Below are 22111 nucleotides of genomic sequence, written 5' to 3'. Positions count from 1 at the left end.
GCTGTCCGGGCAGAAAACACCCGTTCCATGCCCGATGAAGGAACGATAACCGGTTCTTTCCTTTCCCCGGACCCTGCAGGAGGCCTTTGTGACACCGTCATGGAGTTGGGTCAGTCTCCGGGAAAACAGAACAGGCACCAGTCCGGCACCAGATACAGGCACGCAATTCTGCCACTGGCACGGCAGTCTGACCACCCTGCCAGGCAAGACAGAGAGGTGACAGAACGTATCGTTCAGGTCGCCCGTTCCGGCTCAGAGTAGTGGTCCCGGTCATGTGATAGCGTCTACCGGGTGTAGCGGCCAGCATGAAGGAAAAAAACAATCATGACAGGTCGCCCGATGAAGATAGCTCTGTCCCGGTTTCCGGTATCGGAGCATGATCGCCGATGACAGCTTCTCCTCACCCTGCGGAATATTTTCTGTCCGCGGCCGATCCGGATTTCGCGGCCCTGATCGAGCGAACCGGACGATGTCGGCTGGAGCCCGATCAGACAGGCGAGCCTTACGAAGCACTGATAAGAGCCGTGCTTTATCAGCAGCTCCATGGCCGTGCCGCCGCCGCGATCCTGGGGCGACTCAAAGCCCTGTCGGACGATCGCTGCCCGTCACCCGGCGAACTCCTCTCATATTCCTTCGAAACCTTGCGGGCCTGCGGCCTCTCCGCACGGAAAATCGTGACCGTCCAGGGCCTCGCTCAGGCGCGTCTCGACGGCATCGTGCCATCGCGGGCCGGGGCAGAAGCCATGGACGATGAAGACCTGATCGCGCACCTGACCAGCCTCCGTGGAATCGGTCGCTGGACCGTGGAAATGTTGCTGATCTTTACACTTGGAAAACCTGACATCATGCCAGTGGATGATTTCGGCATCGGTGAAGGCTGGCGCAAACTGAAACGTCAGGAGGTCCGGCTGCGGCCCCGCCAGCTGGCCCAGGTCACCGCATGCTTCTCACCCTGGCGTTCCGTCGCCGCGTGGTATCTCTGGCGCGCCTCCGAAGAAGGGAAGGGGCCATCCGGCAAAAATCCCGTCACAGGCTGAAAGACCACTCCGCCCAGGCGCCCGGAAACACATACCGGTCATCCCTCCTGCGAAGGATCTTCACACCGCATAAAAACTTTTGAAACAGCGTCATGAGACGTTTTTTTATCAGGGTCTGTGAACCTGAGCGCCCCGCATACGTTTCTTATGCAAAGGGCCTTCGTCACGGCGGACCCTGTATCAGGAGGACACCACAATGGGTGAATTTACCGACAAACTTAAAGGCGCAGGCGATAAAGTCGTAGGCAGCGCCAAAGAAACTATCGGCAAAGCCACAAACGACACCGAGCTTGAGGCAAAAGGCAAGGCCCAGCAGCTCAAAGGCCACGCGGAAGACCTGAAGGGCAAGGTCAAAGGCACCATCAACGACGTCTGATGGTTCCCGTCAGGTAAACTTCCCGAAAACGCGGGGCCGGCTAACCGGTCCCGCGTTTTTGTTTGTCCGGTCTGTCAGATGCCGGTGTCATACCAGCCCGCACAAAAACTGACCGTCATGAAGAAAGGCCCGTACCCGGAAAAGGTCGCAGACCCCTTCACGCCAATCTGTTGAGTAACAGGCCGGTTTCCAAAGGCTCTGTTGTCGTTAAGTGTTGGCTCCTTCGCAGGGCTTTGCCCTGGAACCCACCAAAGGTCACAGACCTTTGGAAACCATTTTATTATAAATAAATCGGGGTGCAGGGGCCTGCGGTCCCTGCCGGGTTCGGGCAGAGCCCGGATTCTGCTAACCCTTTGAAAAATCACAGATAAACACGTCACGACAACAGAGCCTTTCCAAAGGTCTGCGACCCTTGATGGTCATCACGTGCAAAGGCCTGAGAATGCGTCGGCACCTGATAACGACAGAACCCCGCCCCGGGTGTCAGCCTCAGCTCGCGCCGGTATAACTCCGGTGACGAAAGCTCACCGCTTCAGCAACATGCTGCGCCTGAACAGGCTCCGAGCTCTCCAGATCGGCAATCGTCCGGGCCACGCGAAGCAGCCGCGTAAATCCACGCGCCGAAAGACGCAGTTTTCGCGCCGCATCTCCAAGCACAGCCTTCGCCTCAGCATCCAGATCGAAACCATCCGGGGACGCCTCGGCATTCCGCTCAGACTGCCCGCGCAGATGCTGCTGAACCCGCGCCGTGACAACACGTGTCGCAATCACCGAAGAACTCTCCCCCGCCGGCGCAACCATCAGATCAAGCGGCGACAGCGGCTGAACGCTGACCCAGAGATCAATCCGGTCCAGCAGCGGGCCGGAAAGGCGGCCAAGATAATCCTCTCCGCAGCGCGGCGCTTTCCGACATTCGCGGGACGCGTCTCCAAGATACCCGCAGCGGCAGGGATTCATCGCCGCGACAAGCTGAAACCGCGCAGGATAGGTGATGTGCGCCGCAGCCCTCGCAATCGTGGTCTGCCCGGTTTCCAGCGGCTGCCGCAGCGACTCAATCGCCTGCCGCGAGAATTCCGGCAGCTCGTCAAGGAAAAGCACACCACGATGGGCAAGGCTGATTTCCCCCGGCTTCGCACGCGCGCCGCCACCCACCAGCGCAGGCTGACTGGCCGAATGGTGCGGATCCCTGAAGGGCGGCCGCCGGAGCGGTCCGTCATCGGAAATCAGCCCGGCCGCGCTGTAAATCCGGGTCACTTCGCGGGATTCGTCCGGTGTGAGAGTCGGCAGAAGCCCCGGAAGCCGCGCGGCAAGCATCGACTTGCCCGACCCCGGCGGCCCCGACATCAGCAGCGAATGACCACCAGCCGCCGCGATCTCAAGAGCCCGGCGTGCAACCTCCATGCCCTTGACATCCGCCATGTCCGGGCCAGCCGGAAGCAGTTCGTGATCCGGCGAAAACTCCGGCGGCGAGATAATCTGCAAACCACGAAAATGATTGACCAGTGTCGTCAGATCCGGCGCAGGCAGAATATCCCGACTCCCGCCAAAAAGCGCCTCGGTCCCCTGAACAGCCGGACAGATCAGCCCGAGCTTCATGGTGGCCGCGGCCATGGAAGCGGAGATCACACCGGCAACACGATTGATGCGGCCATCCAGCGAAAGCTCGCCAAGCACCGCATATCGCCCCAGTTCCTCAATCGACACGATTTCCATCGCGGCAAGAACCGCAAGTGCAATCGGAAGATCGAAATGCGAGCCTTCCTTCAGAAGGTCCGCCGGAACAAGATTGACGAGAATGCGCTTCGGCGGCAGCGCCAGCCCCATGGATGTCAGCGCCGCCCGAACCCGTTCCCGGGCCTCGCCAACCGCCTTGTCAGGAAGCCCGACAATCAGAAACGCAGGCAGACCATTCGCAATCTGGACTTCAACCCAGACCGGAATGGCCTCAATGCCCGAAAATGTGAAAGCGCGGACGCGCGTGTTAATCATCGCGCCCGCAAACTCCGGTCGTCAGCTGCCCTGGTAAAGCAGACGCGCCCGAACCGTGCCGTCCAGATCACGCAGCATCTCCAGAAGGCGATTGTCCTTGTCCGTGTCGCCTGCCGTCTCGGCGTCAACGACCACATAACCGATCTCGCCATCCGTCTGCAGATACTGCGCCGTGACATTGCAGCCTTCACGCAGAAACAGCTCGTTGATCTTCGACATGATCCCCGGAACATTGCGGTGAACATGCATGAAGCGCGTGCCACGCGGACTCTGAGGAAGCTGCACGCTCGGGAAATTCACCGCACCCAGCGTCGAGCCGATATCCGAATATTCCACCAGCTTGCGGGCGACCTCAACGCCAATCCGCTCCTGCGCCTCAGCCGTCGAACCGCCGATATGCGGCGACAGAATCACGTTGTCGATTTCCTGAAGCGGCGAGACAAACCGGTCGCCCGGACCCTTCGGCTCCTTCGGAAACACATCGATCGCCGCACCCAGAAGATGCCCGGATTTCAGAGCCTCAGCCGCCGCTTCCAGATCAACCACATTGCCACGCGCGTTGTTGATCAGGAACGATCCCTGCTTCATCTGCCTGATCTGCTCACGACCGATCATATTCGCCGTCGTCGGAAGCTGCGGCACATGCAGGCTCACAACATCACTCTCAGCCAGCAGATTTTCCAGCGTGTCACAGGCCATCGCGTTTCCATGACCAAGCTTGTCGATCACATCGTAATAAAGCACCCGCATGCCAAAGGCTTCGGCCAGAACGGAAAGCTGCGACCCGATCGAGCCATAACCGACAATACCCAGCGTCTTGCCGCGCACTTCCCAGCTGTTCGTCGCCGATTTGTCCCAGCGGCCTTCATGGCAGCCAGCAGAACGCGGAAAGATACGACGCATCAGCATCACAATCTCGCCCATGACCAGTTCGGCCACTGAACGGGTATTGCTGAACGGCGCGTTGAAAACCGGAACGCCCCCCTCGCGGGCCGCGTCGAGATTCACCTGATTGGTGCCAATGCAGAAACAGCCGATCGCAAAAAGCCTGTCAGCACCCTCAATGACTTCTCGTGTCAGCTGCGTCCGCGACCGGATGCCGACGACATGAACGCCTTCAAGCGCGTGGCGCAGCGCATCGCCTTCAAGAGCGCCTTTGTGACGCGTCACATTCTCATAGCCGCTCGCTTTCAGAAGAGCGACGGCACTGTCATGCACACCCTCCAGAAGCAGAATACGGATTTTATCCTTCGGCAGAGACAGATGTGGAATCATTCAGTTTGCTCGTAGCAGTTACGGCGGTCCCGGCATTGCTGGCCCGGCCCGGTTGAAAGTGAGCCTGCCGGAAGGCAAGGCTGGCGTATTTCCGCGCAGTCCGGAGCGCGCACGCCCGGCCCCGGCTACCTGAGAACGAGCCTGATCGCGGGACCGGTGCCATAGCACGTTTCCCGACAGGCGGAAATCAGAGGCCGCCGGAATGCAACGCAGAGCGCCGTCAGGCGCGGAGGCATTTCACGGCATCGTTCAGCAACGCCGGATCGCCGACAGCAAGAACAGTGCCATCCCCCCCGTCACGCAGCGGATCGCCATTCCAGTCCGTCATCCGCCCGCCCGCCCCCTCGACAACCGGCACCAGAGCCGCCCAGTCCCAGGGTTTCATCGCGCACTCGGCAATCACGTCAATATAGCCCATGGCAAGAAGCCCGTAGGCATAGCAGTCGCCACCCCAGCTGACCCGTTTTACTGAGTCTTTCAGCCTGCCCCAGACCTGCCGCGGCGCGTCTTCAAGCATTTCAACGGATGTGCACGACAGATCCGCATCCGCCAGGACCGCGCACCGGCGCGTCCCGATCGGGCGCATGACCCCCGTCGCCGCCGAACGAAACAGCGTTGGCCGCCCGGCAACGCCCAGCCACCGCTCACCCGTCACCGGCTGGTCAATCACACCCAGAACCGGCTCCCCATCATAAGTCAGCGCAATCAGCGTCCCGAAAACCGGACGCCCCGTAATGAAAGCCCGCGTCCCGTCAATCGGATCAAGCGTCCAGCGATAGCCAGCCCCCTCATTGTCCAGCCCGAACTCCTCACCCAGAATCCCATGCTCCGGATGCCGCTCCGCCAGAACCGCCCGCATCACCCGCTCCGCCATGCGGTCCGCAATGGTGACAGGGCTCTGATCCGCCTTGTCATCACTCCCGATCGGCACACGGAAATAAGGACGAATCACCGTCCCCGCCACATCCGCCAGAGCCAGCGCCGTCTCAGTCAGAACATCAAAATCATGAGCCACAAAAAGCGCCTTTCAGAGTATCCCCCGACTCAGGGCACCGCCCTGAAACCCGCCAGAGACCGCAGGCCTCCAAAAACCGTTTTATTGCGTTAATCATATCGGTTGCAAACGCATCTGGTCTGGCCGGGAAAACGTGCCGTCGGGTGATCCGTATGAGAAACCGGTAGTTACCTCAATAGCCGAGACGAGCCAGTGAAGATCCTCACTGACACCGGCCTCGATTACCCGGGAAGCCATGGATTTGTATTCCGCAAGTCCTCATCAGCCATGTTTTGCGACTGGCCCGAGCACCCCTGCCATCCTCGTCAGGGCTGAGTCGATCACCGCCCAGGCCCGGCTTTGCGCGGCAGCCGCAACGTATCCATCCGGCCTTACCAGCCAGATGCCGTTTTCATCCGGTGGCTGGCACACTTCAGATTTTAGCAATGTGGAATGACGCGCGATCATGGCCCGCGCTTCAGCATCGTCTCTGGCAATGAGTGTAAAGCGAGGCGTATCGCCTCCCCGACAGCCGCACCCGGCAACAAACCGCTGCCCCGGTTCCGGGCCGTGCAGTCCTCTGGCAGAGCCCGCGTTGAGAGGACTGTCAGGATACCCGATCATGACGCCGGAAAGCCGACCGGCAATGGCATGACGGATCATCGGGATGCTAAAAATTCTCCTTACGATAAAATTACGTAATCTCTGAACCAGATGGTTTTTAAGTAACGCAACCTGGGTCATATGGCCGGAATCCGAGAGGATCTGCCGTGCGACGGCGCTGCGTTCGATGCTGTAACTCTCCAGCAGACCCGCGCTAACCTTCCGGTGCTCAACAAGCGCCAGCTTCCAGGCGAGATTGAAAGCATCCTGCATGCCCGTGTTCATCCCCTGGCCACCGGCGGGGCTATGAATATGAGCCGCGTCACCCGCGAGGAATACGCGACCCTTGCGGTAATCCCGGACCCTGCGCTCATTGACGCCAAAATCCGACAACCACACCGGATCGGACAGGATGACACCGCCCGGACCGCGCCGGTTAACAAGCGCCTGCATTTCCGCAAGATCAGGCGCATGTAAAGGAACCGATCCGAGATCGGCGATGATACGGCAGCGGCCTGACGCTATCGGAAAAAACATGACCGCCCCATCGGGGTGCCAGAAAATCGCCGGTTCGTCCGGCGGGACGGTGAGACCCGCGACATGCACATCGGCGAGGACAAAACCCGCTGGCAGGGTTTCACCCTCGAATGGAACGCCCAGTCTGCGCCGAACGAAGGAGTGCGCGCCATCGCAACCGATGAGCCAGGCCGCCTCCATGGTTTCAATTTCCCCTCCGGCATGCGTGAGAGTGCAGGTAACACTCCCGTTCCTGTCGACGAAATCCGTCAGTTCGGTCTCCCGTTCGACTGTGCCGGCAAGAATCTGAAAATGATCCTCCAGCAGACGTTCAGTCTCGGACTGCGGAATCATCAGCAGATAATTGAAGAAAGAGGCGATCGTCCCGAACGGGATGCGTGCGAGAACCCTGTTGCCGGAGTGGATACTAACGGCTTTTGCGTGCAGCCCGGCGGCCACGAAAGCATCCGCACAGCCCGCCATATCAAGCAGTTCGAGGGTTCGGGGCCAGACGGCCAGCGCCCGGGACTGAGTGGTGCGCGTCGACAATCTGTCGATGAGTCTCACGGGCACACGGTAACGGGCCAGTTCTGCGGCCATGGTCAGGCCGACAGGTCCAGCGCCGACGATAAGAACCGGCTTAGACATGATTTTTGTCCGTAAAAACAACTGTCCCGACAGAGGGGTAGTTGTTTTTACATTAACGCCGGATGCGTTCAGGCTGTTCCTGCCGGCGACAAAAAGTATATGGGCCGCACCATTCCCGGTGACCGCCTTCCTGACCGGTCAGGCGCTCTTCCGATGACCGGAATGACGGCGAAAACAGCCCCCGCAAAACATGCCCCGTCACCGCAACGTCTTAAGCCAGGCCACCACATCCGCCCGATCTTTGTCATCCGCAATCCCCGGAAATGACATCCGCGTCCCGGGCGCGAACGCCGCCGGATTGGTCAGCCACGCATTCAGCGTCGCATCATCCCACTGCCCCCCATGCCCCGACAAAGCCTGTGAGTACGAATACCCCTCTTTCCCGCCAACCTTACGACCAGATACATGAAACAAATTAGGCCCTACCGTGTCCGGCGCATCCGCCGTCAGCGTGTGACACATCGCACAGCTCTGCTGCGCCAGCGCCGCTCCATGCGCGACATCCCCGCCAGTCCCGGCCCCAGCTCCGGTCCCAGTCTCAGCCCCGGAAACCGGAGCCGTCGGAGCAACAGCCGAAGCCACAGGCGGGGCAGGGGGCGCCTCAGCCGGAGAAGCCGGAATCTCCACCCCGGGCTTCGCCGGCACCGCATAAGGAACCACAACCGCTCCGGCACCCCAGCACACGGAAAGCGTCCCAACCGTAAGAAGCAATGCAAAAGCGCCACGATTGGCCGTCTGAAAATCCATGCTCATCCCGAAAATCCCGCCGCCCCGGCCTCGCCAGCCCGAAACATAACGGTTCAAAAACGAAAAGCCACAGCAACCCCCGCACACCGCGCAGTTGCCTCAGATACCGCTCTTTTCTAGAGTGCCAGCCCCATCATGTGAAGCCACCGGCAAACCCTCGCCGGGAACCAGGTAAACCCCGCAACCCCATGACCACCCCCCTCATCATCATCCCCGCACGCATGGCCTCCACACGCCTGCCCGGCAAACCCCTCGCCAGTATCGCCGGCCTCCCCATGATCCTCCACGTCGCCGAACGCGCCCGCCGCGCCGGAGCCGGCCGCGTCATCGTCGCCGCCGGAGATCCCGAAATCGCCAGCGTCGTCAGCCGGGCAGGGTATGAAGCCGTCCTCACCGACCCGGATCTTCCCTCCGGATCAGACCGCGTCCATGCAGCCGCACAGCAGCTCGACCCACACGGCGAAAGCCGGATCATCATCAACCTCCAGGGTGATCTCCCCGGTCTCGACCCGGAAACCCTCCGCGCCGCCCTCCGCCCACTCGAAGACCCGGCCGTCGATATCGGAACCCTCGTCGCCCCCATCCGGACCGACACCGAAGCCCGCACCGACTCAGTCGTCAAAGTCGCCTGCGCCTTCGGGTCCGCTACAGCACAAACCGCCCGCGCCCTCTATTTCTCAAGACAGCCCATCCCCTGGGGAAGCGGCCCGCTCTGGCACCATGTCGGCGTCTACGCCTGGCGCCGTACAGCACTCGCCCGCTTCGTCAGCCTGCCGGAATCCCCGCTCGAAAAGCGCGAAAAGCTGGAACAGCTCCGCGCCCTCGAAGCCGGAATGACCATCGGATGCGCCCGGATCGCTGAAGCGCCGTTCGGCGTCGATACGCCCGAAGATCTGGACAGAGCACGCCGGATACTGGAAGGGCTGTCAGCATGACCGCCACTCCGCATACAATCGCCTTCCAGGGGCGCCCCGGCGCCTATTCCGATCTCGCCTGCCGTCAGGCTTATCCCGGCTGGACAACCGTGCCCTGCGAAACATTCGCCGACGCAATCGCAGCCGTGCATGAAGGCCGTGCGACGCTGGCCATGCTCGCCTGCGAAAACAGCCTCGCCGGTCGCGTGCCGGACATTCACGCCCTGCTGCCAGACTCCGGCCTGCATATCATCGGCGAGCATTTCCAGCGCGTGGAACACTGCCTGATGGGAATCCCCGGCGCACGCGTCGAACAGGCACGCCGCGTTCACACCCATCCCGTCGCCATGGGCCAGATCAGAACACTGATCAGAGAGCACGACCTCACACCCGTCGTCGAATTCGATACAGCCGGAGCCGCCGAGCTGGTCGCCGGCTGGGGCAGACCGGAAGACGTCGCGGTGGCGTCCGAACTCGCCGCCGAACTCAACGGCCTGACCATCCTGTCCCGAAATGTCGAGGACGCAGCCCATAACACCACCCGCTTCTATGTCATGGCCCTGCATCCCGCGGACATCCCGGCATCAGGCCCGGTGATGACAACGGTCCTGTTCAGTGTCCGCAACGTGCCGGGCGCTCTTTATAAAGTGCTCGGCGGTTTCGCCACGAACGGCGTCAACATGACCCGTCTTGAAAGCTACATGCTCGAAGGAACATTCGCCGCGACGCAGTTCCTTCTCGATGTCGAAGGCAGGCCGGACAAAGACGGCCTGAAACAGGCTCTCGCCGAGCTTGAATTCTTCGCCGAACGGTTCCGCACCCTCGGAGTCTACCCGCAATCGCCGTTCAGGCTCCGGACGCCGGGCAGGGTGGCCTGACAGTCAGCTTTATTCGTGGCATACCAAAGCAACGAAAAACGTCTGTCCATTGGACCATCAAGAAGAAAACCATGACCGAAGCCATGTTCAGGGGGGCGCTGACTGCCCTCATTACCCCGATGAACCGGGACGGCTCTCTCGATTTCGCCTCGTTCGACCGCTTCGTCGAATGGCAGATTTCCGAGGGTATCTCCGGTCTGGTCCCCGTCGGAACGACCGGTGAGAGTCCGACACTGTCCCATGAGGAACACCATGCCATCGTGGCGCGGACGATTCACATCGCCGCCGGCCGCGTGCCCGTCATAGCGGGCGCCGGATCAAACAGCACCTCTGAAGCCATTGATCTGGCAAAACACGCCGAAGCCGCCGGCGCATCCGCCGTCCTGATCGTCACGCCCTATTATAACAAGCCCTCGCAGGAAGGCCTGTACCGGCATTTCAGCGCCGTCGCCGATGCAATCCACATCCCGGTGATCCTCTATAATATCCCGGGTCGTTCGATCGTGGATATCTCGGTCGAGACCATGGCGCGTCTGGCAAAGCACGCCAATATCATCGGCGTGAAGGATGCAACCGCCAACCTGCTGCGGCCACTTCAGGTGCGCCACGCAATCCGTAACAAGTATTTCAATCAGTTGTCCGGAGAAGACGGAACCGCGATTTCGTTCATGGCGGCCGGTGGTGACGGCGTCATCAGCGTCACGTCAAACATCGCGCCATCTCTCTGCGCTCAGACACAGGCCGCCTGGCAGGCCGGACGCACCGCCGAAGCCATCGCGCTCCAGGACAGGCTGCTCCCTCTGCATGACGCCCTGTTCTGCGAAAGCAATCCGGCTCCGGCCAAATTCGCGGCCTCCCTGCTCGGACTTGCCGGCGAAACATGCCGCCTGCCACTCGCACCGCTGACGACAGCCTCCCGCGAGACGGTGAAAGCCGCGCTTGCGGAAGTCGGGCTGTCTGGCTGAACCGATGGCATCTTCACGCAAGACGGGCCTGATCTCGCATGGCATTGCCGCGCAGAACCGTAAGGGACGCTTCAACTACACAATCACCGAGACCATCGAGTCCGGCCTGGTCCTGAAAGGACCGGAAGTGAAAAGCCTGCGCGCAGGCCGGGCTCAGATTGCCGAAGCCTATGCCGGCGAGCGGAATGGCGAGTTGTGGCTCTTCAACTGCTTCATCCCCGAATATCAGGGCGGCGTCCTGTCACGTTTCGATAGCCGCGCGCCCCGCAAACTGCTCCTCCATAAAAAACAGGTCGAACGCCTCCTCGGTGCGGTCGCACGGGAAGGTGTCGCCCTCGTGCCGCTGGACATTCACTTCAATGCCCGCGGCATCGCCAAAATGACGCTCGGACTGGGTGAAGGCCGCAAGAAAGTCGATAAACGACACGCCATCGCCGAACGTGACTGGCAGCGTGATAAAGCGCGCCTGATACGGAACAAAGGCCGCGAAGACTAATCACAGCCGCTCTCCTGCCAAAGGTCGCAGACCTTTCCAGGGGGCGGCGGAAGCCCGGGCTCTGTCCGGACCCGGAAGGGGTCGCAGACCCCTTCACCCCAATCTGTTGATAATAAAATGGTTTCCAAAGGTCTGTGACCTTTGGTGGGTTTCAGGGCAAAGCCCTGAGAAAGCGCCAGACTGCGGTAAGCAGCACTCCTTTCCCGGTCTGGCCAGAGCCCGTATTTCCTTCCCGACACTCAAAAACACACGCCAGCCAAGTTCCCGCTCACCAGAGAGACACATCAGGCAGCCCCGGCAACCCCAACAAAAAAAGCCGCCAGCCCCATAACAGGGAGTGGCGGCTTTTTCAGATAATGGCGGGTTCATCAGAAACCGCCATCATGAAGTCAGGATCAGTCGAGGCTGATAGCAGCAGCCTCAGGACCCTTCTGGCCCTGAACAACCTTCACGTTCGTCATCTGCCCCTCGTTGAGCGAGCCGATGCCGGAACGCTCAAGAGCGGATGCATGAACGAAAATGTCCTTGCCGCCATGGTCAGGCGTAATGAAACCGAAGCCCTTGGTGGCATTATACCACTTCACGGTGCCACGAATTTCTTCCGCGCCGGACAGGTCCGGAGCCGGACGAGGCGCACGACCGCCACCAAAGCCCGCGGAGCGAGGCGCACCGGCACCGAAACCTGGTGAGCGCGGGCGCTCAGGCTGTGCTGTGCTCTCATCAACCGTGAGAACTTCCGCAACCTGGCGACCCTTAGGGCCCTGGCCAATGCGGACAGAAAGAGTTGCACCGGGATTCACGCTTTCGTGACCGGCCTGGGTAAGAGCATTCGCATGCAGGAATACGTCACCCGAACCATCTGCCAGTTCGACGAAGCCGAAGCCTTTTTCGCCGTTGAACCACTTTACGGTGGCATCAATTTCTGGTCCGGAGGCGATCACCTGCGGGCTGGAGGGGCGACGCGGTGCATATCCACCACGATCTCCGCCACCTGCTCCTGCGCCAGCGCCGCCAAAAGGCGAGTTGCCGCGATCATAAGGTGAGGGCGTGCTCATGAAATCATCGTCAAATCCGCCGCGGCGGGGGGAGCGGGAGCTGCGGTCGGTTCGGTTACTTCTCAACGGTCTTGATCCCGAGGTCTGGTATGGCGAAAAAGTCGCCCTGTGAAATAAATCCGGGGAGGGAGGAGGCGGCGCCCGTAATGGTCACCTGTCGCGGTACGTATCGTCTCAACCTTGAATTCCGGTGTCCGGGGCTTCCGGTTGGTCGCCGGGGACAAAAAGAGAAAAGCATAAGGTGTCGATAGAAAGCTACTGTCTTTTTGCTTATGGCACCCCTGTTCACATGAATTTCTCGCAATGAAGAGGCGAAAAATCAGTCAATGCGTCATCCCGGAGAAGTAATCTTTATGCGGGCTCCACAAGATTGCTGACCTTCACAGGACTTTCTTATTAAGATCTTTTGTCTTAAACGATCTGGAGCGAAGAGCCTGTGCGGATCATTCCGCGGGCAGGCGGTAGCCACGCAAGGAAAAGAAATAATGCGGCATGGTCTGAAACACCGTCTTGGCACTCACTGGAAGAGTCTTGCCTCAGCCGGTGCGCTAACGGTGGGTCTTGCCGCAACATCCGGTGCTTACGCGACTCCTTTGCAGGACAAGCAGGGAACATGGACGCTTCAGGGTGAAAATGACGCGGTTTCGACCCTGAACGGAACCTCCGATCAGTATTACACAAGCGGCCTCCGGTTTAACTGGACCTCAGGTACGGACACTCTTCCCGCGCCGATTGCGACCATCAACCGGGCCATCCTCGGACGCGGCATGCAGCGAATCAGCATGGGCGTTCAGCAGATGATTTTCACGCCATCCGATACGCAGATCGCCACGCCCTCGGCCCGTGACCGGCCCTATTCCAGCGTGCTCCTCGGAACGGTTAATCTGATCAACGACACAGACCTGTCGCGCGGGGTCTTCGGCATCCAGTTTGGCGTCATGGGTCCTGACGCGCTGGGCAGACAGCTGCAGAACGGCTTCCACGGCGCAATCGGGGATACCAGCAACAAGGGCTGGAGCCATCAGCTCTCCAATCAGCCGATTTTTCAGGTGCAGTACGGACGGACCTGGCGTCTGCCGCTGGGCACGATCGGTGGCCGGAACGGCATCTCGTTCGACATGCTCCCGACAGTGGCCGCGCGCGTGGGTGACTACCGCACCGCCGGCACAATCGGAGACACCATCCGGTTCGGGCAGGGCCTGGACAGCGATTTCGGTGTGCCCACAATCGGCGCAGGAACCGATGGAGCCGACGCCTATAAAGGAACACGTACCGTTCCCTGGTATTTCTTCGGTGGCGTAACGGGTGACGCGGTCGGCTATGACGCGACGCTTCAGGGCAACACCATGCGCAGCAATTCACCGCATGTTAATAAAAAATGGGATGTGGGCGAAATCCACGCCGGCGTCGCGGTGATGTTCTATGGCGTCAGACTGTCCTACAGCCAGGTCTGGCAGACGCAGGAATTCGACACGGCACGCAGCGGCCTGTTCAACTACGGTTCACTCGCCGCATCCGCGAAATTCTGATAGCCGGCCGCTTTATCGCGCGATCAGAAAGTACCTCACGTCATCAGGCCGGCCCGCCTGATGACGATGCGCTCCGGGAGACTGTTTCAGAAGTCTCAGTCGTCCTGGTAATCCGGAAGCTGAATGGTGGGGCGTCCGATAAGGAAGCCCTGAATTTCCTCGCATCCATGCGCATCAAGGAAACCCAGTTGCTCCTCGGTTTCCACACCTTCGGCACAACAGGTCATATTCAGTGAGTGAATCATGTACAGCGTGGACCGTAATACGGTTTCGACCCGGCTATCTGTCCCAAGCCGGTTAACGAACATACGATCCAGCTTGACCTGATCGAAGGGATAATTCGTCAGGCGCTCAAGAGCCCCAAATCCCGTTCCGAAATCATCAAGCGTAAGCCGGACCCCCATGCCCCTGATGCGGGCAAGCTCCTTTCGGGCACTGTCAGCAGACCCGAAACTGCGGCGTTCCGAAAGTTCAATCCGAAGCCGCTCCGGATCAAGCCCGCTCTTCTGCAACGCCTCGCCGATTGACGAGGCAACACGCTCAGTATCGAGCCAGCAGGGCGATACATTGATACTGAGGCCAAGAGGCTTCTTCCAGGCCTTCGCCTGCCTGCACGCGTCATGAAGCACCCAGCGATCAATGTCTTCGATAAGACCCGCATTTTCCGCGCAGGTCAGAAAAAAAGACGGATCAATCTCTCCATGTCCCGGACGATTCCAGCGCACCAGAGCTTCAAACGCAATCACACGTTCCGTGCTGGTTTCAAGAACCGGAAGCCAGTTGATGGTGAAATCCCCCCCGGCAACAGCTTTCCGAAGATCTGCTTCCATGCCCATCTGATCGGCATGAGCATGGGCAATTTCCGGAGCCACACGATTGATACAGGGGCCAGCCCTGACACCCCTGATTCTGGCCAGCGCCGCGTTTGCAAATCCGGTCAGCGTGTCAGTATCCGGCGCATCGAACGGATAGGCAGCCCAGCCAATATAAGGCTCAAAAGGAAACCCGTTATCAGGGTTGTCTTTCCCCTCATTCATTCGTGCGATAATCGCGCTCCCAAGAGCCTCCGCCTTTTCCACATCACGCTCAAGCGGCACGACAACGGCAAAGCTCCCGCCGCCAAGATGAACCGTGAAACACGGGTTCGGCGCGATTTCCCGCAGGAGAGCATAAGCCCCCTCAATCAGCGCGTCCGATACAGGCCACCCATCACTGTCATTGATCGGCCCGATCCGCCCCAGATCAAGCCGCAACAGCGCCAGAGGCGCCGTGTCTGAAATCCCGGTCGCCGTAATGCGGGTATCGAGATAACGCGTCAGAGCCGCAATCCCGGACGGCGGCCCGGTATGCGCTTTACGGCCGCCTTTGGGCATGGGATCGGTCGATGCCTGAAGCGTCGCCAGCCGGGTCAGCGCGGAAGATTCAAATAGTTGCCTTGGCCGGTTCAGGCACAGCAGAAACGCAGTGCCCCCGCCGTCGTGTTGCAGCGGCCTCGTAACCCACGCCTGAAAACCATCAATGGCATGAGCGAAAAGCCCTGCTTTGACACCATTCTCCGCCGCAAGCTGATCAGTCGAGCCTTTAAAACCGGCAACCAGGGCACCAATATCCGCCCCCGGGACATCCCCCGCCACAGCCAGAACCCCGGGCTTTGCCTTCGCATCGGCCTGACCAACAACAAAAACAGTTTCGCAAGGCAGCAACTGCATCGTCATCCGCGCAATCACCGCAAGGTAGGCATCACGGCTGATCAGAGGAAAACTCAGGTCTTGCATACCGCGATACCACGCCTTGTTATGTCACTGAGCGGAAATGCTGAATATCGTCCCGCATTTCTGCCTGTTCTTCACGGTCCGGATATCAGTCTTATGTAAAAATATACTTAAAAACGTATCTGAAAATGACTGCGGTTTCGTAAATTCATCCCGACTGTATTACCCGCCGGAAATCACTCTTCCCGAACAGCGCAAGTAATACCGCCAGCGCCTCATCAATCCGGCCACGCCGCAAAATGTCCCGGACCTTCATCTCCGCAGACTGCCGCGCCAGCACCAGCAACGCTCCCGGATCAAACTCAGCCTCGTCCGTCGTCGCAATCCGAAACCCCGGCAACCCGGACTGCCGGTTCCCCGTCGCATCCCCGCCACCCCGAAGCCGGAAATCCTCGTCCGCAATCAGAAACCCGTCCTCCGTCTCCCGCAACAACGTCAGCCGCTGCCGCGCCGTCGCCCCAACCTCCGCCCCATGCAGCAAAAGACAGAACGATTCCGCTGCCCCCCGGCCAACCCGCCCGCGTAACTGATGCAACTGCGCCAGCCCAAACCGCTCCGCATGCTCAATCACCATCACCGTCGCCGCCGGAACATCCACGCCAACCTCAATCACCGTCGTCGCCACCAGAAGCCGTGACTCCCCCGTCGCAAACGCATCAATCGCCGCCTCACGAACCGCACTGTCCTGCTGGCCATGCGCCAGCCCGACCGCAACCTGCTGCGCTCCGGGCCGCCCCCCAAACCGCTCCGACAGCGCCGCATGCCGCGCCTCAGCCGCCGCAATGTCGAGCGTCTCACTCTCACTCACCAGCGGACACACCCAGAACACCCGCGCCCCACGCCCCAGCGCCCGCCCGATCCCCGCCAGAACCTCCTCAAAAGACTCCTGACCATGAATCGACGTCCGGATCGGCTTGCGCCCCGCCGGCTTGCTGTCCAGCCGGCTCACATCCATCTCACCCCAGTGCGCCAGCAGCAGACTGCGCGGAATGGGCGTCGCCGTCATGACCAGCATGTCCACCGCCTCGCCCTTCTCCGTCAGCAAAATCCGCTGCCCAACCCCAAACCGATGCTGCTCATCCACCACCGCCAGCGCCAGATCATGAAACCGCACCGCCTCCTGAACCAGCGCATGCGTCCCGATCACAAGCGACGCCGACCCGTCCGCAATCGCCGCCAGAGCCTCCTTCCGCGCCTTGCCACGCACCGAACCCGAAAGAAATACCACAGGAACCGGCGACAGTCGCTGAAACGTCGCATAATGCTGCCGCGCCAGAATCTCCGTCGGCGCCATAATCGCCGCCTGCGCCCCCGCCTCAGCCGCCCGCAACATCGCCAGCAACGCCACCAGCGTCTTCCCCGAGCCCACATCCCCCTGCAACAGACGCACCATCCGACGCGGCGCCCCCAGATCCGCCTCAATCTCCGCCACAGCCCGCGTCTGCGCGCCCGTCAGCACATGCCCGAACCGCCGCAACGCCTCCCGCTGAAGCGCTCCATCCCCCACCAGCGCCCGACCCGGACGCTCACGGTTCGCCTCCCGCGCCAGCAACGTCGCAACCTGATCCGCCAGCAACTCATCACATGCCAGCCGCTCCCGCGCCTTCCGCCGCGCCCCACGCCACGCATCGCCCGCCAGTAACGACGGATCATCCCCCGGAAAATGCGTCCACAGCAGCGCCGTGCGAAAATCCGGCCAGCCATGCCGCGCCACCACCGCCGCGTCCTGCCACTCCGGCATCCCCTCCGGAATCAGCGCAAACGCCCGCCGCATCGCCGCCCGAACCTGCCCGCCAAACAGCCCCGCCGTCAGCGGCCAAACCGGATCGAGGGGAGGGACCAGATCCCCGGCCGCCAGAAAATACTCCGGATTGCTCATCGAGAGACGACCGTTGAAAACCTCCAGCCGTCCCGAAAGCAGAACCGCAGCCCCCGTCACCGCCCGCTTCGCCTGCCAGCGCGCAAAAAACGCAACCTCAAGCGCCCCCGTCGCATTCTCAACGACAATCTTCCACGGCTGCCGGCCATGCGCCGGGGCCGCCACCCGCGTCACCACGCCCTCAACCGTCGCAACCATCCCAGGCTCCGCCGCGCGGAGATCAGGCCGATACCGCCGGTCCGTCACACTCTCAGGCATGTGAAACAGCAGATCGATCACCTTCGACCCACCCACAACACGCGCCAGCAACTTCGCCGTCGCTGGCTTCACCCCCGCCAGACCCGACAGAGGCTCCAGCAACGGCGCAATCAGAGCCGGAACAGGCAGGCAGGACGCCAGGCCCTCATGCGCCTGGAGCATGGAGGGGCCTTCCGACGGGAGCAGTGATCTGGACACGGACGGCGCGACGGCCTTTCTTGTCGGGCTGACAGGCATAAGCCACAAGGCTATAGGACAGCGGCGCCATGGAACAAAACGAAACCATCTCCCCCGCCACATCGTCTCCCGACGCATCAGCAGGCGACGCACAGTCCGACCTGGAGAGGCGGCGCAAACGACTGCTGTTCCGCTCACAGCATCGCGGAACCTTCGAAACCGATATCCTCATCGGCGGCTTCGTCGAAAAATACGTCAACACTATGGACGCCACCGCACTCGATGATATCGAAGCCGTGCTCGAAACCCCCGATCCCGTGCTGACCGACTGGCTGTTCGGACGTCTGCCAGTGCCCGAAGAGTGCGAAACCCCCATGCTCCGGGCCTTGCTGAACGACGCACACCAGCGGTCCGGCATCACAAACGAGCCCGCGAAACACTCAAAACCGGCCTGAAACCCCATAAGGGCCGCTCTTAATCCTATGGAACTGTCGCTGATGGACGCTGACGTCAAAACCGCAACCCGCGCCACTTCCGTCTGGGGCGCCCCCGAAGGATTCGACGGCCTCCTCCTCGCCAGACGCGCCCGCGAACACAAAGGCCCGGTGCTGCACGTCGCCCGCGACGATGCCGCCATGGCCCGCCTCGGCGACCTGCTCAGCTATTTCGGCGACGATATCGAAACCCTCCGCTTCCCCGCCTGGGACTGCCTGCCTTACGACCGCGTCTCCCCCAACCCCGTCATCATCGCCGAGCGCGTCGCAACAATGACCCGCCTGCTCGAAAAACCGGACGCGAAGAAAAAAGGCCGGATCGTCCTCACAACCCCCGCCGCCCTCATGCAGCGGGTCTCCCCGCGCGCCGCCTTCCGGGGCCAGTCCCTCGCCATCGCCCAGGGCGAAAGCCTCGATCAGGCCTTCCTGATCGAACTCCTCATCGCCAACGGCTACACCCGCACCGATACCGTCATGGAACCCGGCGAATTCGCCACCAGAGGCGGCATCTTTGACCTCTTCCCCGCCGGTCAGCCCGAGCCCGTCCGCCTCGACCTCTTCGGCGACGAAGTCGAAAATATCCGCCACTTCGACCCCGGCACCCAGCGCTCAACCACCAGCACAAACGGCCTGACGCTGCGCCCCGTCTCGGAATTCTCCCTCGACCCGGAAAGCGTCTCCCGTTTCCGCGCCGCCTGGCGCGACCAGTTCGGACCCGCCGCCGCCGCGGACTCCCTCTACGAACACGTCACCGACGGCCGCCGCTACACCGGCATCGAACACTGGCTGCCCCTGTTCCATACAGAAATGGAAACCCTGTTCGATTACCTCCCGGACGCCGCCATCTCCCTCGACCACCAGGTCGATGAATCCCTCACCGCCCGCTTCGACATGATCCAGGATCACTACGAAGCCCGCCGCACCCCGCCCCGCGAAGGCGAATCCCCCTACCGCGCCCTCCCGCCACACCTCCTCTATCTCGATCGCAAAGCCTGGGACGCCGCAATGAGCCGCGCCCCCGTCACCCGCTTCAGCCCCTTCGCCAAACCCGACGGCGCCGCAGGCATCGACGCCTTCGGCCGCCCCGGCATCATGTTCTCCAAACTCACTCCCCAGGGCGAACGCGAACAGGTCTTCTCCCTCATCAAAGATCAGGCGCAGACCTGGGCCGATACAAAACGCCGCTGCTACATCGCCGCATGGACACGCGGCTCCCGCGAGCGCATCAAAACCCTCCTCCAGGACAACAAAATCGCTGTCGAAACCTTCGACTCCTGGACACAGGCCGCGAAAATGAAGCCCGGCCCCGTCGGCCTGCTCACCTTCGGCATCGACCGCGGCTTCATCGGCGACGACATCGCCATCGTCTCCGAACAGGACCTCCTCGGCGAACGCATCGGTCGCCCGCCCCGCAAACGTCGCCGCGCCGATGAACTGATTTCCGAAGCCGGCGAAATCACCGAAGGCGATCTCGTCGTCCACCAGGATTACGGCATCGGGCGCTACGATGGCCTCGAAACCGTCAGCGTCGGCGTCGCCCCGCATGACTGCCTCCGCCTGCTCTATGACGGCGGCCAGAAACTCTATCTCCCCGTCGAAAACATCGAACTGCTCAGCCGCTTCGGCTCCGATCAGGCCGGCGTCGCCCTCGACAAACTCGGCGGCGTGGCCTGGCAGGGTCGCAAGGCGAAGATGAAGCAGCGCATCCGCGACATGGCGGGCGCCCTCATCAGAACCGCCGCCGCCCGCGCCCTGCGCGAAGCCCCGTCACTCGCCCCGCCCGAAGGTCAGTGGGAAGAATTCTGCGCCCGCTTCCCCTTCGTGGAAACCGAAGACCAGGCCCACGCCATCGCCGACGTGCTCGAAGACATGGCCTCAGGCCGCCCCATGGACCGCCTCGTCTGCGGCGATGTCGGCTTCGGCAAAACCGAAGTCGCCCTCCGCGCCGCATTCGTCGCCGCCATGTCCGGCGCCCAGGTCGCCGTGGTGGTCCCCACCACACTCCTCGCCCGTCAGCATTTCCGAACCTTCGAGGCCCGTTTTGAGGGTTTCCCCCTCCGTGTCGCCCAGCTCTCCCGCATGGTCACCGCAAAGGAAGCCACCGAAGTCCGCAAGGGCCTCGCCGACGGCAGCATCAACATCGTCATCGGAACCCACGCCCTGCTGGCCAAAACCGTGCAGTTCGCCGATCTCGGCCTGCTCATCATCGACGAAGAACAGCATTTCGGCGTCACGCATAAAGAGAAACTCAAAGCCCTGCGCGAAGACGTTCACGTCCTCACCCTCTCCGCCACCCCGCTCCCCCGCACCCTCCAGCTCTCCCTCTCCGGCGTGCGCGAAATGAGCCTCATCGCCACCCCGCCAACCGACCGTCTCGCCGTCCGCACCTTCATCATGCCGTTCGACAGCGTGGTCATCCGCGAAGCCATCCAGCGCGAGCGCTTCCGTGGCGGCCAGATCTTCTGCGTCGCCCCCCGCATCGAAGACCTCAACCGCCTGGGCGAACGCCTCAGCGAAATCGTCCCCGACGCCAAACTCATCCAGGCCCACGGCCAGCTTTCCCCAACCGAACTCGAACGTGTGATGACCGAGTTCTCCGACGGAAAATACGACATCCTGCTCTCCACCAACATCGTGGAAAGCGGCCTCGACATGCCCGCCGTCAACACCCTCATCATCCACCGCGCCGATATGTTCGGCCTCGGCCAGCTCTACCAGCTCCGTGGCCGCGTCGGTCGCGGCAAACAGCGCGGCTACGCCTACCTCACCTGGCCCCAGACCCATCTCCTCTCCGCCGCCGCCCAGAAACGCCTCGAAATCATGCAGACGCTCGACACCCTCGGCGCCGGCTTCACACTCGCCTCCCACGATCTCGACCTGCGCGGCGCCGGCAACCTCCTCGGCGACGAACAGTCCGGCCACATCCGCGAAGTCGGCATCGAACTCTACCAGCAGATGCTCCAGGACGCCGTAACGGATCTCAGAGCAGAGAAGGGCAGGGAACGCGCTGCCGACCGCGACTGGACCCCCAACATCGTCCTCGGCCTCCCCGTCCTCATCCCCGACACCTACGTCACCGACCTCCCCGTCCGCCTCGGACTCTACCGCCGCATCAGCACCCTCGCATCCGACGCCGAAAACGAAGCCATGGAAGCCGAACTGGTGGACCGCTTCGGCGCCGTCCCCCCCGAACTTAAAAACCTTCTCGATGTCGTCGAACTGAAACGAAACTGCCGCACCGCCGGCATCGAACGCCTCGAAGCCGGACCCAAAGGCATGGTCCTCCAGTTCAGAGGCAACACCTTCGCCAACCCCGAAGGCCTCATCCGCTGGATGGCAAAATGGACCGACGGCACCGTCCGCCTCCGCCCCGACCACAAACTCGCCATCGTCCGCGAACTCACCAACATCCAGCGCATCGACCTCGCCCGCCGCGTCACCCAGGCCCTCGAAAAACTAACCCGCCGCGCCGGAAACTGATCACCAGAAGGGAAAGGAGCCTCAGGGCT

18 protein-coding genes are annotated in these 22111 nt (G+C 61.6%); 9 read left to right on the top strand and 9 right to left on the bottom strand.

Features of this window, described 5'->3' with window-relative positions; genetic code table 11:
• The first annotated feature begins 386 nt into the window (after window positions 1-386).
• Together GOB85_RS01255 and GOB85_RS01250 are read left to right on the top strand one after the other, a co-directional pair.
• Window positions 387-1037, top strand: a complete 651-nt coding sequence (locus tag GOB85_RS01255) for a DNA-3-methyladenine glycosylase family protein (protein ID WP_173575780.1) — start codon at window positions 387-389, stop codon at window positions 1035-1037.
• A 196-nt stretch (window positions 1038-1233) separates the two neighbouring features.
• Window positions 1234-1413, top strand: a complete 180-nt coding sequence (locus tag GOB85_RS01250; RefSeq protein WP_173575779.1) for a CsbD family protein — start codon at window positions 1234-1236, stop codon at window positions 1411-1413.
• 489 nt (window positions 1414-1902) lie between these two features.
• On the opposite strand, the gene GOB85_RS01245 is transcribed toward GOB85_RS01250, so the two are convergent.
• The 6 genes from GOB85_RS01245 to GOB85_RS01220 all read right to left on the bottom strand — a co-directional run bounded on the left by GOB85_RS01245 (window position 1903) and on the right by GOB85_RS01220 (window position 8191).
• Entirely contained in the window at window positions 1903-3402 is a 1500-nt protein-coding gene (locus GOB85_RS01245; protein WP_173575778.1) for a YifB family Mg chelatase-like AAA ATPase, read from the bottom strand.
• A gap of 21 nt (window positions 3403-3423) precedes the next feature.
• A complete protein-coding gene (serA, locus tag GOB85_RS01240; RefSeq protein ID WP_173575777.1) occupies window positions 3424-4677 on the bottom strand; it encodes a phosphoglycerate dehydrogenase in 1254 nt (417 codons plus the stop codon).
• A 220-nt stretch (window positions 4678-4897) separates the two neighbouring features.
• On the bottom strand, window positions 4898-5692 hold the full coding sequence (gene hisN / locus GOB85_RS01235; RefSeq protein ID WP_173575776.1) for a histidinol-phosphatase: 795 nt from the start codon (window positions 5690-5692) through the stop codon (window positions 4898-4900).
• A 93-nt stretch (window positions 5693-5785) separates the two neighbouring features.
• Window positions 5786-5929, bottom strand: coding sequence for a hypothetical protein (locus tag GOB85_RS01230; RefSeq protein WP_173575775.1), 144 nt, complete (start codon window positions 5927-5929; stop codon window positions 5786-5788).
• 24 nt (window positions 5930-5953) lie between these two features.
• Window positions 5954-7438 (bottom strand): FAD-dependent monooxygenase, encoded by a 1485-nt coding sequence (locus GOB85_RS01225; protein WP_173575774.1) that lies wholly within the window; start codon window positions 7436-7438, stop codon window positions 5954-5956.
• Window positions 7439-7636: 198 nt separating this feature from the next.
• Complete coding sequence (locus GOB85_RS01220; RefSeq protein ID WP_242011196.1) at window positions 7637-8191, bottom strand: c-type cytochrome; 555 nt, start codon at window positions 8189-8191, stop codon at window positions 7637-7639.
• A gap of 182 nt (window positions 8192-8373) precedes the next feature.
• Between GOB85_RS01220 and GOB85_RS01215 the strand changes: the two genes are divergently transcribed.
• The 4 genes from GOB85_RS01215 to smpB all read left to right on the top strand — a co-directional run bounded on the left by GOB85_RS01215 (window position 8374) and on the right by smpB (window position 11438).
• A complete protein-coding gene (locus GOB85_RS01215; protein WP_173575772.1) occupies window positions 8374-9120 on the top strand; it encodes a 3-deoxy-manno-octulosonate cytidylyltransferase in 747 nt (248 codons plus the stop codon).
• Window positions 9117-9977 (top strand): prephenate dehydratase, encoded by an 861-nt coding sequence (locus GOB85_RS01210; protein ID WP_173575771.1) that lies wholly within the window; start codon window positions 9117-9119, stop codon window positions 9975-9977. Before GOB85_RS01215 ends, GOB85_RS01210 begins: the two co-directional genes overlap by 4 nt.
• A gap of 71 nt (window positions 9978-10048) precedes the next feature.
• Window positions 10049-10942, top strand: a complete 894-nt coding sequence (gene dapA, locus GOB85_RS01205; protein WP_173575770.1) for a 4-hydroxy-tetrahydrodipicolinate synthase — start codon at window positions 10049-10051, stop codon at window positions 10940-10942.
• 4 nt (window positions 10943-10946) lie between these two features.
• The gene (gene smpB, locus GOB85_RS01200; RefSeq protein WP_173575769.1) at window positions 10947-11438 is read left to right on the top strand and encodes an SsrA-binding protein SmpB; all 492 of its coding nucleotides are present in this window, start codon (window positions 10947-10949) and stop codon (window positions 11436-11438) included.
• Between the two features lie 395 nt (window positions 11439-11833).
• Here smpB and GOB85_RS19550 read toward each other — a convergent pair whose 3' ends face one another.
• Window positions 11834-12493, bottom strand: a complete 660-nt coding sequence (locus GOB85_RS19550) for a cold-shock protein (RefSeq protein ID WP_277875812.1) — start codon at window positions 12491-12493, stop codon at window positions 11834-11836.
• 485 nt (window positions 12494-12978) lie between these two features.
• Between GOB85_RS19550 and GOB85_RS01190 the strand changes: the two genes are divergently transcribed.
• Window positions 12979-14022 carry a lipid A deacylase LpxR family protein gene (locus tag GOB85_RS01190; RefSeq protein ID WP_173575767.1) on the top strand — a complete coding sequence of 348 codons (1044 nt, stop codon included), beginning with the start codon at window positions 12979-12981 and terminating at the stop codon, window positions 14020-14022.
• 95 nt (window positions 14023-14117) lie between these two features.
• On the opposite strand, the gene GOB85_RS01185 is transcribed toward GOB85_RS01190, so the two are convergent.
• Together GOB85_RS01185 and recG are read right to left on the bottom strand one after the other, a co-directional pair.
• A complete protein-coding gene (locus GOB85_RS01185) occupies window positions 14118-15797 on the bottom strand; it encodes a GGDEF domain-containing phosphodiesterase (protein WP_242011195.1) in 1680 nt (559 codons plus the stop codon).
• Between the two features lie 145 nt (window positions 15798-15942).
• Window positions 15943-18093, bottom strand: coding sequence for an ATP-dependent DNA helicase RecG (gene recG / locus GOB85_RS01180; protein ID WP_173575954.1), 2151 nt, complete (start codon window positions 18091-18093; stop codon window positions 15943-15945).
• A gap of 104 nt (window positions 18094-18197) precedes the next feature.
• On the opposite strand from recG, the gene GOB85_RS01175 reads away from it, so the two are divergent.
• Window positions 18198-18563 carry an FAD assembly factor SdhE gene (locus GOB85_RS01175; RefSeq protein ID WP_173575766.1) on the top strand — a complete coding sequence of 122 codons (366 nt, stop codon included), beginning with the start codon at window positions 18198-18200 and terminating at the stop codon, window positions 18561-18563.
• A gap of 42 nt (window positions 18564-18605) precedes the next feature.
• Entirely contained in the window at window positions 18606-22082 is a 3477-nt protein-coding gene (gene mfd / locus GOB85_RS01170; protein ID WP_173575765.1) for a transcription-repair coupling factor, read from the top strand.
• The last annotated feature ends 29 nt before the right edge of the window (window positions 22083-22111 follow it).

The organism is Acetobacter fallax (genome assembly GCF_011516735.1).
GTDB lineage: Bacteria > Pseudomonadota > Alphaproteobacteria > Acetobacterales > Acetobacteraceae > Acetobacter > Acetobacter fallax.
Note: the sequence above shows the minus strand (reverse complement) of the source record. Positions and strands in the feature narration are given on the sequence as shown.

Coding starts and splice junctions, on each gene's coding strand:
- GOB85_RS01210 (WP_173575771.1), top strand. CDS start 9,117: ATGACCGCCACTCCGCATACAATCGCCTTCCAGGGGCGCCCCGGCGCC.
- GOB85_RS01215 (WP_173575772.1), top strand. CDS start 8,374: ATGACCACCCCCCTCATCATCATCCCCGCACGCATGGCCTCCACACGC.
- GOB85_RS01225 (WP_173575774.1), bottom strand. CDS start 7,438: ATGTCTAAGCCGGTTCTTATCGTCGGCGCTGGACCTGTCGGCCTGACC.
- GOB85_RS01185 (WP_242011195.1), bottom strand. CDS start 15,797: ATGCAAGACCTGAGTTTTCCTCTGATCAGCCGTGATGCCTACCTTGCG.
- GOB85_RS01250 (WP_173575779.1), top strand. CDS start 1,234: ATGGGTGAATTTACCGACAAACTTAAAGGCGCAGGCGATAAAGTCGTA.
- GOB85_RS01190 (WP_173575767.1), top strand. CDS start 12,979: ATGCGGCATGGTCTGAAACACCGTCTTGGCACTCACTGGAAGAGTCTT.
- serA (WP_173575777.1), bottom strand. CDS start 4,677: ATGATTCCACATCTGTCTCTGCCGAAGGATAAAATCCGTATTCTGCTT.
- GOB85_RS01255 (WP_173575780.1), top strand. CDS start 387: ATGACAGCTTCTCCTCACCCTGCGGAATATTTTCTGTCCGCGGCCGAT.
- smpB (WP_173575769.1), top strand. CDS start 10,947: ATGGCATCTTCACGCAAGACGGGCCTGATCTCGCATGGCATTGCCGCG.
- dapA (WP_173575770.1), top strand. CDS start 10,049: ATGACCGAAGCCATGTTCAGGGGGGCGCTGACTGCCCTCATTACCCCG.
- recG (WP_173575954.1), bottom strand. CDS start 18,093: ATGCTCCAGGCGCATGAGGGCCTGGCGTCCTGCCTGCCTGTTCCGGCT.
- GOB85_RS19550 (WP_277875812.1), bottom strand. CDS start 12,493: ATGAGCACGCCCTCACCTTATGATCGCGGCAACTCGCCTTTTGGCGGC.
- GOB85_RS01245 (WP_173575778.1), bottom strand. CDS start 3,402: ATGATTAACACGCGCGTCCGCGCTTTCACATTTTCGGGCATTGAGGCC.
- mfd (WP_173575765.1), top strand. CDS start 18,606: ATGGACGCTGACGTCAAAACCGCAACCCGCGCCACTTCCGTCTGGGGC.
- GOB85_RS01230 (WP_173575775.1), bottom strand. CDS start 5,929: ATGGCTTCCCGGGTAATCGAGGCCGGTGTCAGTGAGGATCTTCACTGG.
- GOB85_RS01220 (WP_242011196.1), bottom strand. CDS start 8,191: ATGAGCATGGATTTTCAGACGGCCAATCGTGGCGCTTTTGCATTGCTT.
- GOB85_RS01175 (WP_173575766.1), top strand. CDS start 18,198: ATGGAACAAAACGAAACCATCTCCCCCGCCACATCGTCTCCCGACGCA.